This window comes from Phenylobacterium sp. T106, from assembly GCF_057219735.1.
Map to the genome: position 1 here is coordinate 46,004 of NZ_JBXVWA010000002.1, position 13,159 is coordinate 59,162.

Sequence of the window (13,159 nt, forward strand, 5' to 3'; positions counted from 1 at the left end):
AGCGGCTTGCGACGGGCGGCGCGTCAGCGCCCGCGCCGGGCCCGGAAGAAGCTCCGGAGCAGCTCGCCCGCCTCGTCGGCCAAGACGCCGCCTTCCACCTGCGGGCGCCAGTGGCAGGTGGGCTGATCGAAGAAGCGGGGCCCGTTCACGACTGCGCCGCCCTTGGCGTCCTCGGCGCCGAACACGAGCCGGCCGATGCGGGCGTGGCTGATGGCGCCGGCGCACATCGCGCAGGGCTCGAGCGTCACGTAGAGCGTGAGGCCGGTCAGGCGGTAGTTGCCGCGCTTGGCCGCGGCGGCGCGCAGGGCCACGATCTCGGCATGAGCGGTGGGATCGTGCGCGCCGATCGGCTGGTTCGCGCCCACGGCGACCACCTCGCCCGTCGCGGGGTCGACCACGACGGCGCCCACCGGCGTCTCGCCGGCCGCGGCGGCGGCTTGCGCGGCTTCGAGCGCGATGCGCATTGTCCGGCGGTCATGGTCCACGATCCCCTACGAACAGAGCGCGGCGAGCCCGGTCAAGACGGCAGCGACGGCGACGAGGCCGGCGGCGAGCGCGTCGCCAAGCAGCTGGCGCGCGCCGGCGTGGGCTCGCGACGCGACGTCGAGCGGCTGATCGGCGAAGGGCGGGTGGCCATCAACGGGCGCGTGCTGGAGACGCCCGCGGTGAAGGTGGAGCCGGGCGACATCGTCACGGTCGACGGCGAAGTGGTGGGCGAGCCCGAGCCCGCGCGGCTGTTCCGCTACCACAAGCCCGTAGGGCTCGTGACGACGCACAAGGATCCCCTGGGCCGTCCCACGGTCTTCGAGGCGCTGCCCGAGGGCCTGCCGCGGCTGATCTCGGTGGGGCGGCTGGACCTCAACTCCGAGGGGCTCCTGCTGCTGACCAACGACGGCGAGCTGGCGCGGGCGCTGGAGATGCCGTCGAGCGCCATCGTCCGCCGCTACCGCGCCCGGGCCCACGGCCGCACCAATCAGGAGCGGCTGGACCGCCTCAAGGCCGGCGTCACCGTGGAGGGCGTCAAGTACGGGCCGGTCGAGGCCAGGCTCGACAAGGCGAAGGAGGGGCCGCAGGGCGCGAACCTGTGGCTGACCGTGACCCTGCACGAGGGCAAGAACCGGGAGGTCCGGCGGGTGCTCGAGTCCATCGGGCTCAAGGTGAACCGCCTGATCCGCCTTTCGTACGGCCCGCTGGCCCTGGGGACCCTGGGCGTCGGCGAGTTGGAAGAGGTGGGCCCGCGGGTGATCCGCGAGCAGTTCGCCGCGTACATCGACCCGGCCAACCTGCCGACCGGCGACCGGCCGCAGTACCGCGCGCCGGCCAAGCAACGGCGGCGGGCGCAGCAGGCCGCGGCGCAGCCTGAAGCGGCGCCGGTCGCCGTGGCCCCGGAAGCGCCGGCGAAGAAGGCCTACAAGGCCGGCTGGGCCAAGCCGAAGATCAAGGCGCGGCCGCACCCGCCGCCCAAACCCAAGGGGCAGAAGTCGGAGGGCGGAAAGGCCCCGCCGCGCGCCGCCAAGGGCGCCGCGCCCGCTAGACCTTCTGGATCTCGGCCGGCCGGCGGCCCTCCGCCAGGCCCGCGCGGGCCGAGGCCGTCTGCATCACGGCCAGGAAGCTCGCCCGCTCGTCGGCCAGGCCCTCGGAAACCGGGCGGTCGAGGGCCGCGCGGGTGAGGCGCTTGGCGTAGGCCACGCCGTCCGCGCCCTTCGCCTCGAACTCGGCGGCGATCTCGAGTGCGCGGGCCAGCGGGTCTGCGGCCAGTTCGTGCACCATGCCGATGGCGTGCGCCTGCGCGCCGGTGAACGTCAGCCCGCGCAGGATGATCTCCAGCGCCTTGGCCTCGCCCACCACGCGCGGAAGCCGCTGGGTGCCGCCGCCGCCGGGAAAGATGCCGACGCGGGTCTCGGGCAGGCCGATCGCCTCGGCCTTCGGGTCGGCGATGCGCAGGTCGCAGGCCAGCGTGAGCTCGAACCCGCCGCCCATGCAGAGGCCGTTGATGGCCGCGATGACCGGCTTCGGCGCGGCGCTGATCGCGTCGACCAGCGCCAGGAAGCCCTGCTCGGGAGGCCCATCGGCAGGCGGGGGCGGCGGGCGGTCCTTCAGCGCCTCGCCCATGTTCGACAGTTCGTCCACGTCATAGTGGCGGATGAAGATGCCGGGCACGCCGCCGGTGATGACCACGCAGCGCACCGCCGGATCGGCGGCGAGCGGCCGGAAGAGCTCCAGCATCTCCTGCGAGCCCGCGGCCGTCATCGTCCCCCAGGGCGGATTGGCGTAGGTCATGATCGCGGTCCCGCCGCGACGTTCCACCGTCACCAGGCCCATCGGCGTCTCCTCCCGTCTTGCTTTGTCGGCCAAAGCTTGGAACGGGGAAGCCGAGGGGACAAGGGAGCCGGCCGGTTTGCGCATCGTATCGGGGGAGTTCCGCGGCAAGGCGCTGGTCGCGCCGAAGGGCGACGCCACGCGCCCCACGTCCGACCGCGCCCGGCAGGCGATCTTCAACATCCTGGAGCACGCGCCCTGGAGCGGCGGGGTGCGCGGCCGGCGCGTGATCGACCTCTTCGCAGGCTCGGGGGCGCTGGGCTTCGAGGCGCTGTCGCGCGGCGCCGACTTCTGTCTTTTCGTGGAAACCGACGAGGCGGCCCGCGGGGCGATCCGCGAGAACGTCGACGGGATGGGCCTGTTCGGCCGCACGCGCGTGCACCGGCGCTCGGCCGTCGACCTGGGCGTACGCCCCGGCGCCGACGGCCCGGCCTTCGATCTCGCCTTCCTGGACCCGCCATACGCCAAGGGCCTCGGCGAGCAGGCCCTCGCGCGCCTGGCCGCAGGCGGCTGGCTGGCCGACAATGCGGTGGTGGTCTTCGAGCGGGGCGCCGGCGAGCCTGCGTTCGACGCGCCCGGGTTCGCGCCCCTGGACGTCCGCGACTACGGCGCGGCCAAGGTCCACTTCCTGCGGTTCAATCCTTCGCCGGCCGGATGACCACGCTGTCCGCCGAACGCGTCGACGGGCCGTGGAAGACGGCCTCGATGTTGTTGCCGTCGGGGTCGAGAAGGAACGCGGCGTAGTAGCCGGGGTGGTAGTCGCGTTCGCCCGGGGCGCCGTTGTCGCGGCCGCCGGCGGCGAGGCCCGCGGCGTGGAAGGCCTGGACCATGGCGTGGTCCTTCGCCTGGAAGGCCAGGTGCACGTGGGTGGCCGGGCCGCCATGGTCGATCCAGAGTTCGTCGGCCTGGACGTGCGTCTCGTCGCTCACGAAGGGGACGCCAAGCACGCGCAGGACGGCCTCGTAGAACCGCCGCGCGGCCGCGAGGTCTTTGGCGCGCAGGTGGACATGGTCGATCAGGCGGCCGGTGTGGACGTCCATTCGGGGCTCCGTCGGAATGCTGCCGACGCTAAACGTGGCGTGACGGCCGGCGGCTCCCGGGCTCCGCGGGGAAGCCGCCGAGGGCCCGTCGACGCGCTAGCTGTCCTGGAGCCAGCTCTCGGAACGCATCTCCTGCAGGCGCGAAGCCGTGCGCTCGAACTCGAAGGCGCCATCGCCGGCCGGGTAGAGCTCGGTCGGCTCGGCCCCGGCCAGCACGATGAGGTGGGTCTTGGCCTCGTAGAGCGCGTCGATGAGGATCACCAGCCGCCGGGCTTCCTCGCGGTTGGCAGGGCCCATCTTGGGAAGACCCTCCAGGAAGATCGTGTGGAAGCGGTCGGCGATGGCCACGTAGTCGTTGGGGCCGAGGGGAACCTTGCACAGGCTGTCGAAGGTCGCCCGCAGGAGCCCGCCCGCGGCCCGCGGGAACACCAGCTTCCGGCCCAGGACCTCGACCGTCTCGCCGTCCTCGTCCTCGGGCCCCAGCATGTCTGTCCAGAGCGCGTCGAAGGCCGCAACCTGCGCGGGGTCATGCCACGCGAACCAGGTGCCGGCCGCGCGGAGGCGATCCAGCCGGTAGTCATGCGGCCCGGCGATCGTGACCACTTCGGTCTTGCGCTTGAGCACCTCGATGAACGGCAGGAAGAGCTGCCGGTTGATGCCGTTGAGGTAGAGGTCGTCCGGCAACCGGTTGGAGGTCGCCACCAGCACCACGCCGTGGCCGAACAGCGCGTCGAACAGCCGCCCCAGGATCATGGCGTCGGCGATGTCGGTGACCTGGAACTCGTCGAAGCAGAGCAGCCGCGCCTGGCTGGCGATGAGGTCGGCGACCGGCGGGATCGGGTCGTCGCCCTTGTGCTGCCCGAAGGTCCGCCGCCGCGCGTCGCGATCGCCCTTGCGCCAGGCGTCGATCAGCCGGTGCACCTCGCCCATGAAGACGTGGAAGTGGGTGCGCCGCTTCTTGAAGCCGGACACCGCTTCGTAGAACAGGTCCATCAGCAGCGTCTTGCCGCGGCCGACCGGGCCGATGAGGTAGACCCCGCGGGGGGCCTCGTAGTGGCGGCGGCGCAGCATGGCCAGGATGCCGCCCTCGGGCTCGTCGTCGGACAGGTCGGTCTCGAGGCGGATGAGGGGCCGGAGCGCCGCGGCCTGGGCCGGGTCCGGGCGGATCGATCCGTCGCGGATCTTCGCCTCGTAGGCGGCTTGCAGGGCGGAGGCCATCGCCGTCCGGCCTAGCGGGCGGCGGGGCGAATCGCAAGGAACGGGCGGCGTCCGGCCGGGTTGACCCTTGCGAACAAGGGAGAGCCTTTCATGGCCGATCAAAGCAAAGACACCTTCTCCACGGACGCCGCTGCGGCCAATCGCGCCCGCATGCAGGGCGGCGGCGTCGGCCAGCACGAGATGGACGCCCAGCGCGATCCGGGCCGCTTCGAGACGGCGACGAACCCCGAGCAGCGAAGCTTCCAGGGCGATCTGGACGAGGCGACGAACGGCGACCGCCCGCAGCAGGCGGACTTCGGCGATGCATCCACGGACGGAGATGACGCCGCCGCGGATGACGACGACGCCGAGGACGAGCCTGGCGCCGCCGCTGCGGGGGCGCGCCGCGACGGGTGGGGCCTGGACCCCAATCTCGGCCGGGACGAGGCCGACATCCATGCGATCGACGGCGACCTCGGCGCCGGGACGCCGGCCAATGTCGACATCCACAAGCTGGGTCAGCCCGACAACCCCGAGGCGGACTGGGGCGAGGCGGGGGACCCCGAGGCGGTGTTCTCGTCCAACCACACCCGTCGCGCCGACCGGATCGAGGCGGAGCGGGGCCAGGGGATCAAGACCCGGCGGCTGAACAAGGACACCATCAGTCGGCGGAGCTGAGGCCCTTCGCGCGATGATGCTGGCGGCGGCGATCCTGGGTCGCCGTGGCCATTGAGCCGCTCATCGAGGTCGGGGAGGCTGTCAGGCGGTCTTCTGCCTGATGGCCTTCCTGGCCGCTCCGGCGAGCACGCGCGCCGCGATCGGCCGACAGCTTCGCAAGCCGGATCGCCGCCGCTAGGTTGCGCCGGGCATGACTCCCGTCTCGTTCACCGGCCTGCCGATCGACCGCCACTCGTCGTTCCTGCGCGGAGCGGCAAAGGCGCCGGCGGCGATCCGCGCCGCGCTTCACTCGCCTCACAGCCATCTCACCGCCAGCAACGGGCTCGATCTCGTCGATCTGTTGCGCGACCTGGGGGATGCGCCCATCCGCGACGACGCCGTGGACTTTCACAGGATCGTGGAGGCCGCGCGCGTGGCGTTCGAAGCGGGGCCGGCGGTCTTCCTGGGCGGCGACCACATGGTGACCTATCCCATCCTTCAGGGCTGGTCCGAGGCCGGGCGGGCGCCGCCGCAGGTGGTGCACATCGACGCCCATCCGGACCTCTACGCCGACTTCGAAGGCGATCCGCTGAGCCACGCCTCGCCCTTCGCGCGGATCCTCGAGAAAAAGCTGTGCGCCGGGCTGACCCAGCTCGGCATCCGCACCCTGAACGGGCATCTGCGCGAGCAGGCCGGCCGCTATGGCGTCCGCGTCTTCTCGCCCGCCGACCACGCGGCGGCCCTGTCGCTGCTGCCCCTCGGCCCCACCTACATCTCCATCGACCTCGACGGGCTGGACCCGGCCTACGCGCCCGGCGTCTCGCACCACGAGCCCGGCGGGCTGACCACGCGCGAGGTCCTCGACGTGATCTGGAAGACGCCCGGGCCGGTGATCGGCGGCGACATCGTGGAGCTCAACCCCGACCGTGACATCAACGGCATGACCGCGACGCTGGCGGCCAAGCTGATGAAGGAACTCGCGGCCCGGATCAGCGCCGACGCGGCGTCGCTCCCCTGACCGGCAGGACCCGCATCTCCGCCTTGGCGGCGAAGCGGATCGGGAGCGGCGAGGCTACCTCATCGTCGGGATGACGAAGGCGGAGTCCTCGACGGCGCCTTCGGGCCAGCGGGAGGTGATGGTCTTGACCTTGGTCCAGAAGCGGACGCCTTCCATGCCGTGCTGGTTGGCGTCGCCGAAGGCCGAGCGCTTCCAGCCGCCGAAGGTGTGGTAGGCCACGGGCACCGGGATCGGCACGTTGATGCCCACCATGCCCACGTTGACCCGCTGGGCGAACTCGCGCGCGGCGCGGCCGTTGCGGGTGAAGATGGCGACGCCGTTGCCGTACTGGTGGTTCGAGGGCAGGGCCAGGGCGTCCTCGAAGGTCTCGGCGCGGACGATCTGCAGCACCGGGCCGAAGATCTCCTCCTGGTAGGTCTTCATGGCGGGCTTCACCTGGTCGAACAGGCTCGGGCCCAGGAAGTAGCCGTTCTCGTAGCCCTGCAGCTGGAAGCCGCGGCCGTCGACGACCAGTTCGGCGCCCTCGTCGACGCCGGTCTGGATGTAGCCTTCGATCTTCGCCTTGTGCGCCGCCGAGACCACCGGGCCGTACTGGGCGGCCGGGTCGGTGGAGAGGCCGACCTTCAGGTTGTCGATCTCGGCCAGCAGGCGCTCGCGGACCTCGTTCGCGGTCTTCTGGCCCACGGGCACCACGACGGGCAGCGCCATGCAGCGCTCGCCGGCCGAGCCGTAGGCGGCGCCGATGATGTCCTTGGTGGCCTGCTCGAGGTCGGCGTCGGGCAGGATCAGGCCGTGGTTCTTGGCCCCGCCCATGGCCTGGACGCGCTTCGAATTGGCCGTGCCGCGGCTGTAGACATAGTGGGCGATGTCCGAGCTGCCGACGAAGCTCACCGCCTTGATGTCCGGGTGATCCAGGATGGCGTCCACAGCCACCTTGTCGCCGTGGATCACGTTCAGCACGCCGGCCGGCGCGCCGGCCTCCATCATCAGCTCGGCCAGCCTCACCGGGACCGTCGGGTCCTTCTCGCTGGGCTTCAGGACGAAGGTGTTGCCCGTCGCGATGGCCACCCCGAACATCCACATCGGGATCATGGCCGGGAAGTTGAACGGCGTGATCCCCGCGCCCACGCCCAGGGGCTGGCGCATGGAGTAGACGTCGATCCCGGGGCCCGCGCCCTCGGTGTACTCGCCCTTGAGCGCATGCGGGATGCCGCAGGCGAACTCGATCACCTCGAGACCCCGCTGGATGTCGCCCTTGCTGTCGGCGATGACCTTGCCGTGCTCGGACGACAGGATCTCGGCCAGCTCGTCCATCCGCGCCTCGACCAGGCGCTTGAACTCGAACATCACCCGCGCCCGCCGCTGCGGGTTCACCTGGGCCCAGCCGATCTGCGCCTTGAGCGCCGACTGCACGGCGCGGTCCACCTCGGCCTCGGTGGCGAACTGAACCCTCGCCTGAACCTCGCCCGTGTTCGGGTTCATCACGTCGCCGAAGCGGTCCGAAGCGCCCGTGAACCCGGCGCCGTCGATGAAATGGGTGATCTCTCGCATGCCGGCGCTTTTAGGCTGCTCCAACGCGCCAGCCTAGGGGCTAAGCGTGCACCGCAGGTGCGTCAGGCCGCCTGCGACGCGGCCGGCTCGGCGGCGGGCTCCTCGAAGAGGTCGTACACCTCGGCCGTCACGTATGGCGCCGTCGTGGAATGGCGGAAGCGGTAGCCCAGGTCGACGCAGGCGTGCTCGATCGTGGAGCCCTGGACGGCGTCGGGCGCGACTCCACGCGGCCGCACGCGACCGATGTAGCGGTCGAACAGCAGCTTCAGCGAGCAGCCGAGGCCGTGGCTGACGGTCTTGAACAGCCGGCCGTCGATCTTGTCCTGGCCGATGATGTCGAGCTCGGCCTCGAAGCCGGCCCGTGCGAGCGCGGCCTGCTGCCGCCGCTTCACGTCGGGCGGAGAGACGGTGTCCCAGGCGGCGTTGACCATGAAGTACTGGGTTCCGCCGTCGGCGGAGGCGGCGCGCTGCGTCGCGATGTGGGGCGGGTAGCGGACGTCGCGGATCAGGTCGCGGTCGCGGCTGTAGAAGTCGGGCGCATTGCGGTCCGTGAGCGTCCAGGCGCTGCGCGTCCGCGCATGCAGGTTCAGTCCCTCGAAGCCGATGGTGATCTCGGGAAGGTCGCCGATGGCCAGGAAGTTCATGGGCGGCTGGGCATAGGATGAGTTGTCGATGATGGCCGCCAGGGTCGAGGGCGCCATCTTCGCCATCAGGTGCGCGATGTAGGCGCCGTGCGACGACCCCAGCGCCACGATGCGGGCGGCGTCGAACGGCGGTGCGTTCTCCAGGAGGTCGCCGATCACCATCAGGTGGTCCAGCGCCTGGAGGATCCCGAAGTTCTGCCGCTCGCCGTGCGCCGGGTCGATCCAGACCTTCGGCGCGATGTCGGCCTTCGCCGCCGCCAGACCCCGGACCACGTCGCGGAAGTTCGTGATGTCGCGCACCTTGGCCTTGGCCAGGAGCGCCGCGCCGATGAGATAGGCCTGCTCGGACGGATCGATGGAGATCGCCCCCCCGTTGGTCGGGCGGGCGTGGAAGGCATGGTAGCGCACGGTCACGGCGCCCATGCCGGTGGTCTCGACGATGTGGCGGCGTAGCCCGGCGCTGTAGTCGCTGTTCGTGTCGTCGCCGAAGCCTGCGATCACCAGCACCAGCCCGGGGGCCTCGCCCTCCTGCGGCCAGGTGATGTCGTAGGCGAGGCCGGCCGAGCGGGGCTTGCCCGCCTCGACGTCGACGGCGCCGTCGATCTCGCGCGTGATCTCGATCATGGGGCCCTCCGCCGCGGTCCGAGGGTCGGCGAACGTGGTTAACCGATCGGAAAGAGCCGAGCCCGCGGGCAACCGTCGCCGGGCTGTCGGGGCGGATGCGGTCCAGGGTGACGCTCGAGGCCCTAGCGCGCCCTGACGCGGGGCGCGTGACTTTAGGGGGCGGCTCCGCTATAGGCCCGCCCGTCATGACGCGGATCGCGCATCACCACGGCCATCACCATCATCCGACCCGGGCGGGTTCGGAGCGGGTGCGCGCGGCCTGACGCCGACCCCTTCCGAAGCCCCGCCGCACGCGGACGGGGCTCGGCTCTTCCAGCTTCGTCCGTCGCCTCAGACCCTTGAAGAGACGACCGATGAACGACCTGTCCCCAAGCAGTTCCTTGAGTGAGACCGTCCCAGAGGCTAAGCGGCCCGCCATGAGCGAGCGCCCGCAAGCCCGTACGCCCCGCGGATTCATCGACCGGCGCGGCCGCGACGTCGTCGCCGAGCGCGGGATCCTGAAGGCCGTGAGCCAGGTCTACGAGGCCTGGGGCTTCGAGCCGCTGGAGACCGGCGCGTTCGAGTATGCCGACGCTCTGGGCAAGTTCCTGCCCGACGCCGACCGTCCGAACGAGGGCGTCTTCGCGCTGCAGGACGACGACGAGCAGTGGATGGCGCTGCGCTACGACCTGACCGCGCCGCTGGCGCGCTTCGCCGCGCAGAACTGGGAAACCCTGCCCAAGCCGTTCCGCCGCTACGCCTTCGGGCCGGTGTGGCGTAACGAGAAGCCGGGGCCGGGGCGCTTCCGTGAGTTCGTGCAGTGCGACGCCGACACGGTGGGCTCGGCGCGCCCGGAAGCCGACGCAGAGATCATCGCGATGGTGGCCGAAGGGCTGGAGGCCGCGGGCCTCCCGGCCGGCTCGGCGGTCATCAAGATCAACAACCGCAAGCTCCTGAACGGCCTGATGGCCGCGGCGGGCGTGGCGGACGAGGGCCAGAAGCTCGCGGTGCTGCGTGCCGTGGACAAGCTGGACCGTCTCGGCCCGGACGGCGTGCGCCTGCTCCTGGGGGAAGGCCGGATGGACGAGTCCGGCGCCTTCACCAAGGGGGCGGGACTCACGGCGTCGGCCGCCGAACGGGTGCTGGCGTTCACCGCCGCCGGCGTGGGCGGCCGCGCCGAGACGCTGGCGAAGCTGGCCGACGTGGTGGGCGGCTCGGCCGAGGGCGACGAGGGGCTCGCGGAACTGGCGGCGATCGATGCCGCCCTGAAGGGCCTGGGCGTGGGACCGGACCGCGCGTTGGTGGATCCCTCGGTCGTCCGCGGCCTCGAGTACTACACCGGGCCGGTCTTCGAGGCCGAGCTGCTGCTCTCCACGCTCGACGAGAAGGGCCAGGCCATGCGCTTCGGCTCGATCGGCGGGGGCGGGCGCTACGACGACCTGGTCGCCCGCTTCACCGGCGAGCGCACGCCCGCCACGGGCTTCTCGTTCGGCGTCTCGCGCCTGGCCGCGGCGCTCCGGGCGGCAGGTCGCGATCTGGCGCAGGCCGCGCGGGGGCCGGTGGTGGTGATCGCCTTCTCGCAGGACCGGATGGCCGACTACTTCGCCGTCGCCCGCGAGATCCGCGCGGCGGGCATACCTGCCGAGGTGTACCTGGGCGCCTCGGGCATGAAGGCGCAGATGAAGTACGCCGACCGTCGCCTCTCGCCGGCGGCGATCATCGTCGGCGACGACGAGTTGGCCGCGGGGACCGTCACGGTGAAGGACCTCGACCTCGGCCGGGAACTGGCCGCAAAGGTTACCGACAACGCCGAGTGGCGCGGTCAGCGGCCCGGCCAGCAGACGATCCCGCGGGCCGAGCTGGTCCCGGCGCTGCGGCGCATCCTGGACGCCGGCTGATGCGGATCGAGCCCGCCGTCCCCGCGCAGGTGCTGGCCGCCGTGCGCGCGCCGCTGGAGAGTTCCGGCGCCGAGCGCGCCGACGCGCCCCTGCTTCAGCCGCTCAACCTGCTGCTCGACCTCGCCGGCGAGGCGATGCGCGCGCGGCTGTTCGTGGTCCAGTCCGAGGGCGGGACCGAGAGCTGCCTTCGGCCAGACTTCACGGTCGCCATCGCCCGCCAGCACCTGGAGCGCGGCCGCGCCGCCGGCGCCTACTGGTACGAGGGCGCGGCCTTCCGGGCCTCGGCCGGCGCCGACCGCCCCGAGGAGTTCGTGCAGATCGGGCTCGAGATGTTCTCGCCCGGCGGCGGGGGCGTGGAAGCCGCCGACGCCGAGATCGCCGGGCTGGCCTGGCGGGCGGCGGAGGCGGGCGGGCGCAAGGACCTGTCGCTGTGGCTGGGGGACGTAGCGCTGTTCGCCGCCTTCGTCGAAAGCCTGGACCTGCCCGAGGGCCTGGCGGCGCGGCTGAAGCGCGTGGCCGGTCGGCCGCGCCTGCTCTGGAACGAACTCAGCCGCGTCGGCGAGACCAACGGCGACGGCGGCGGAACGCTGGCGGGCCTGCTGGCGGGCCTGCCCGAGGCCAAGGCTGCCGCGCTGCTGGAGGAGGTCTGGGCGCTGGCCGGCGTGGAGCCGGTGGGCGGACGCGGGCCGGCCGAGATCGCCGCCCGCCTGGTCCGCAAGGCCGAGGCCGCCAGGGCCCCGGCGCTCACGGCCGGGCAGGCCGACGCCATCCGCGCCTTCATGGCCATCGACGACGAGCCGAGCTACGCCTTCGCCCAGGTGCGGCGCCTGGCGGGCGGCAACGACGCTGCGCTGAAGGCGGCGCTCGCCGGATGGGAGAGCCGGCTCCTGGAGCTGTCGCGCGCCGCGCCGGCCGACCGCACGCGGTTCGCGCCCGCCCTCGGCCATGCCTTCGACTACTACGACGGACTGACCTTCGAGGTTCGGTCGGAGGCGCTCGGGGTCGAACGTCCCGTCGCCGTGGGCGGCCGCTACGACGGCCTGCTGGCGCGGCTCGGGGACGGGGCCGACACGCGCGCCGTGGGCTGCATGGTTCGGCCGTGGCGAGCCTGGACGGGGGGCGAAGCATGAGCGGGCTCATCATCGCCGTGCCCTCGAAAGGCCGGCTGAAGGAGCAGGTCGAGGGCTGGCTCGCCGACAGCGGGCTGAAGCTGGACGTCTCGGGCGGCGCCCGCGGCTATGTCGCCAGCCTGCGCGGCGTCGCCGACGCGCAGGTGCGGCTGCTCTCCGCCGCGGACATAGCCGACGCCCTGGACGCGGGCGAGGTCCACCTGGGCGTCACCGGCGAGGACCTGCTCCGCGAGCGGGGCGAGGACCTCGACGCGCGCGTCCTGCTGCTGCGCCCGCTCGGCTTCGGCCGCGCCGATCTGGTGACCGCGGTGCCCAAGAGCTGGCTCGACGTCGACACCATGTCCGACCTCGAGGAGGTGGCGCACGAACTGCTGGCGCGGACGGGCCGGCGCATGCGCGTGGCGACCAAGTACCTGGCGCAGACCCGGGCCTTCTTCGCCCGCCACGGCGTCGCCGACTACCGGATCGTGGAGTCGGGCGGCGCCACCGAGGGCGCGCCCGCCACCGGCGCAGCCGAGATCGTCGTCGACATCACCACCACGGGCGCGACGCTTCAGGCCAACGGGCTGAAGGTGCTGGCCGACGGCGTCATGCTGAAGAGCCAGGCGCAGCTCGCGGCGAGCCTGCGCGCGACCTGGGACGCGACGGCTCTCGCCGCGGCCGAGCGCCTGCTGCGGATCGTCGAGGCGCGCGCCGCGGCGCTCCGGAGCGCGACGCTGGCGTGGCCGGCGCGGTCGAACGCGGCTGAGGCCGCGGTGATCGAATCGCTGACCGCCGCGGGAGCCTCCCGCCGACCGAGCGGCCTCCTCGTCGATTCGGCCCAGATCGCGGACGCCTCCCTGGCGCTCGCCGCCGCCGGCCTTGGACCGGTCACCGTTTCCCGCCCGGATTTCGTCTTTGACGTAAACTCGCCGGCTCTGGAGCTGCTGCGCTCACGCTTGTTTTGACGCTCGGGTCAAAAAACGGCGTAAATTTCTACGTGATGACGCATTCTTGAGGCCCAGGTGCGCGGAAAGCGCCTGACGCCCGTTGACTCGGGTAGAAAATTCCCGTCTTGTCACATTGCGAGAGACATGAAGGCGCAAGTCCTGAGGTCTCCGGC

At 72.1% G+C, this 13,159-nt stretch carries 12 protein-coding genes and 1 pseudogene; 7 read left to right on the forward strand and 6 right to left on the reverse strand.

The window, feature by feature from the left end; translation table 11 throughout:
- Positions 1–23 precede the first annotated feature (23 nt).
- Entirely contained in the window at positions 24–464 is a 441-nt protein-coding gene (tadA, locus tag AC2D8W_RS04835) for a tRNA adenosine(34) deaminase TadA (protein ID WP_484670583.1), read from the reverse strand.
- 12 nt (positions 465–476) lie between these two features.
- Between tadA and AC2D8W_RS04840 the strand changes: the two genes are divergently transcribed.
- Positions 477–1,670 (forward strand): pseudouridine synthase, encoded by a 1,194-nt coding sequence (locus tag AC2D8W_RS04840; RefSeq protein WP_484670584.1) that lies wholly within the window; start codon positions 477–479, stop codon positions 1,668–1,670.
- Here the strand turns inward: AC2D8W_RS04840 and AC2D8W_RS04845 are convergent.
- Positions 1,627–2,502, reverse strand: a pseudogene (locus AC2D8W_RS04845) (enoyl-CoA hydratase/isomerase family protein); the annotation flags it as partial. The gene AC2D8W_RS04840 and the pseudogene AC2D8W_RS04845 sit on opposite strands and share 44 nt — an antisense overlap.
- Between AC2D8W_RS04845 and rsmD the strand changes: the two are divergent.
- Positions 2,399–2,977 carry a 16S rRNA (guanine(966)-N(2))-methyltransferase RsmD gene (gene rsmD / locus AC2D8W_RS04850; RefSeq protein WP_484670585.1) on the forward strand — a complete coding sequence of 193 codons (579 nt, stop codon included), beginning with the start codon at positions 2,399–2,401 and terminating at the stop codon, positions 2,975–2,977. The pseudogene AC2D8W_RS04845 and the gene rsmD sit on opposite strands and share 104 nt — an antisense overlap.
- On the opposite strand, the gene AC2D8W_RS04855 is transcribed toward rsmD, so the two are convergent.
- Both AC2D8W_RS04855 and zapE read right to left on the reverse strand, forming a co-directional pair.
- Positions 2,955–3,359: a VOC family protein gene (locus AC2D8W_RS04855; RefSeq protein WP_484670586.1), complete on the reverse strand. Its 405-nt coding sequence runs from the start codon at positions 3,357–3,359 to the stop codon at positions 2,955–2,957. The two genes, rsmD and AC2D8W_RS04855, sit on opposite strands and share 23 nt — an antisense overlap.
- A 96-nt stretch (positions 3,360–3,455) precedes the next feature.
- Positions 3,456–4,577 carry a cell division protein ZapE gene (gene zapE, locus AC2D8W_RS04860; RefSeq protein WP_484670587.1) on the reverse strand — a complete coding sequence of 374 codons (1,122 nt, stop codon included), beginning with the start codon at positions 4,575–4,577 and terminating at the stop codon, positions 3,456–3,458.
- A gap of 90 nt (positions 4,578–4,667) precedes the next feature.
- Here zapE and AC2D8W_RS04865 point away from each other — a divergent pair, with 90 nt between their 5' ends.
- Positions 4,668–5,234, forward strand: a complete 567-nt coding sequence (locus tag AC2D8W_RS04865) for a hypothetical protein (RefSeq protein WP_484670588.1) — start codon at positions 4,668–4,670, stop codon at positions 5,232–5,234.
- 190 nt (positions 5,235–5,424) lie between these two features.
- Positions 5,425–6,231 carry an arginase family protein gene (locus tag AC2D8W_RS04870; RefSeq protein ID WP_484670589.1) on the forward strand — a complete coding sequence of 269 codons (807 nt, stop codon included), beginning with the start codon at positions 5,425–5,427 and terminating at the stop codon, positions 6,229–6,231.
- Positions 6,232–6,285: 54 nt separating this feature from the next.
- Here AC2D8W_RS04870 and AC2D8W_RS04875 read toward each other — a convergent pair whose 3' ends face one another.
- Positions 6,286–7,782 (reverse strand): CoA-acylating methylmalonate-semialdehyde dehydrogenase, encoded by a 1,497-nt coding sequence (locus AC2D8W_RS04875; protein ID WP_484670590.1) that lies wholly within the window; start codon positions 7,780–7,782, stop codon positions 6,286–6,288.
- A gap of 62 nt (positions 7,783–7,844) precedes the next feature.
- A complete protein-coding gene (locus AC2D8W_RS04880) occupies positions 7,845–9,050 on the reverse strand; it encodes a DUF2920 family protein (RefSeq protein WP_484670591.1) in 1,206 nt (401 codons plus the stop codon).
- 416 nt (positions 9,051–9,466) lie between these two features.
- On the opposite strand from AC2D8W_RS04880, the gene hisS reads away from it, so the two are divergent.
- From hisS to hisG, 3 genes are read left to right on the forward strand one after another with little or no spacing between them, the layout of a single operon-like run.
- On the forward strand, positions 9,467–10,927 hold the full coding sequence (gene hisS, locus AC2D8W_RS04885; protein ID WP_484670592.1) for a histidine--tRNA ligase: 1,461 nt from the start codon (positions 9,467–9,469) through the stop codon (positions 10,925–10,927).
- The gene (locus AC2D8W_RS04890) at positions 10,927–12,057 is read left to right on the forward strand and encodes an ATP phosphoribosyltransferase regulatory subunit (RefSeq protein ID WP_484670593.1); all 1,131 of its coding nucleotides are present in this window, start codon (positions 10,927–10,929) and stop codon (positions 12,055–12,057) included. The genes hisS and AC2D8W_RS04890 overlap by 1 nt, the downstream gene beginning before the upstream one ends.
- Positions 12,054–13,004 (forward strand): ATP phosphoribosyltransferase, encoded by a 951-nt coding sequence (gene hisG, locus AC2D8W_RS04895; protein WP_484670594.1) that lies wholly within the window; start codon positions 12,054–12,056, stop codon positions 13,002–13,004. The genes AC2D8W_RS04890 and hisG overlap by 4 nt, the downstream gene beginning before the upstream one ends.
- Positions 13,005–13,159 lie beyond the last annotated feature (155 nt).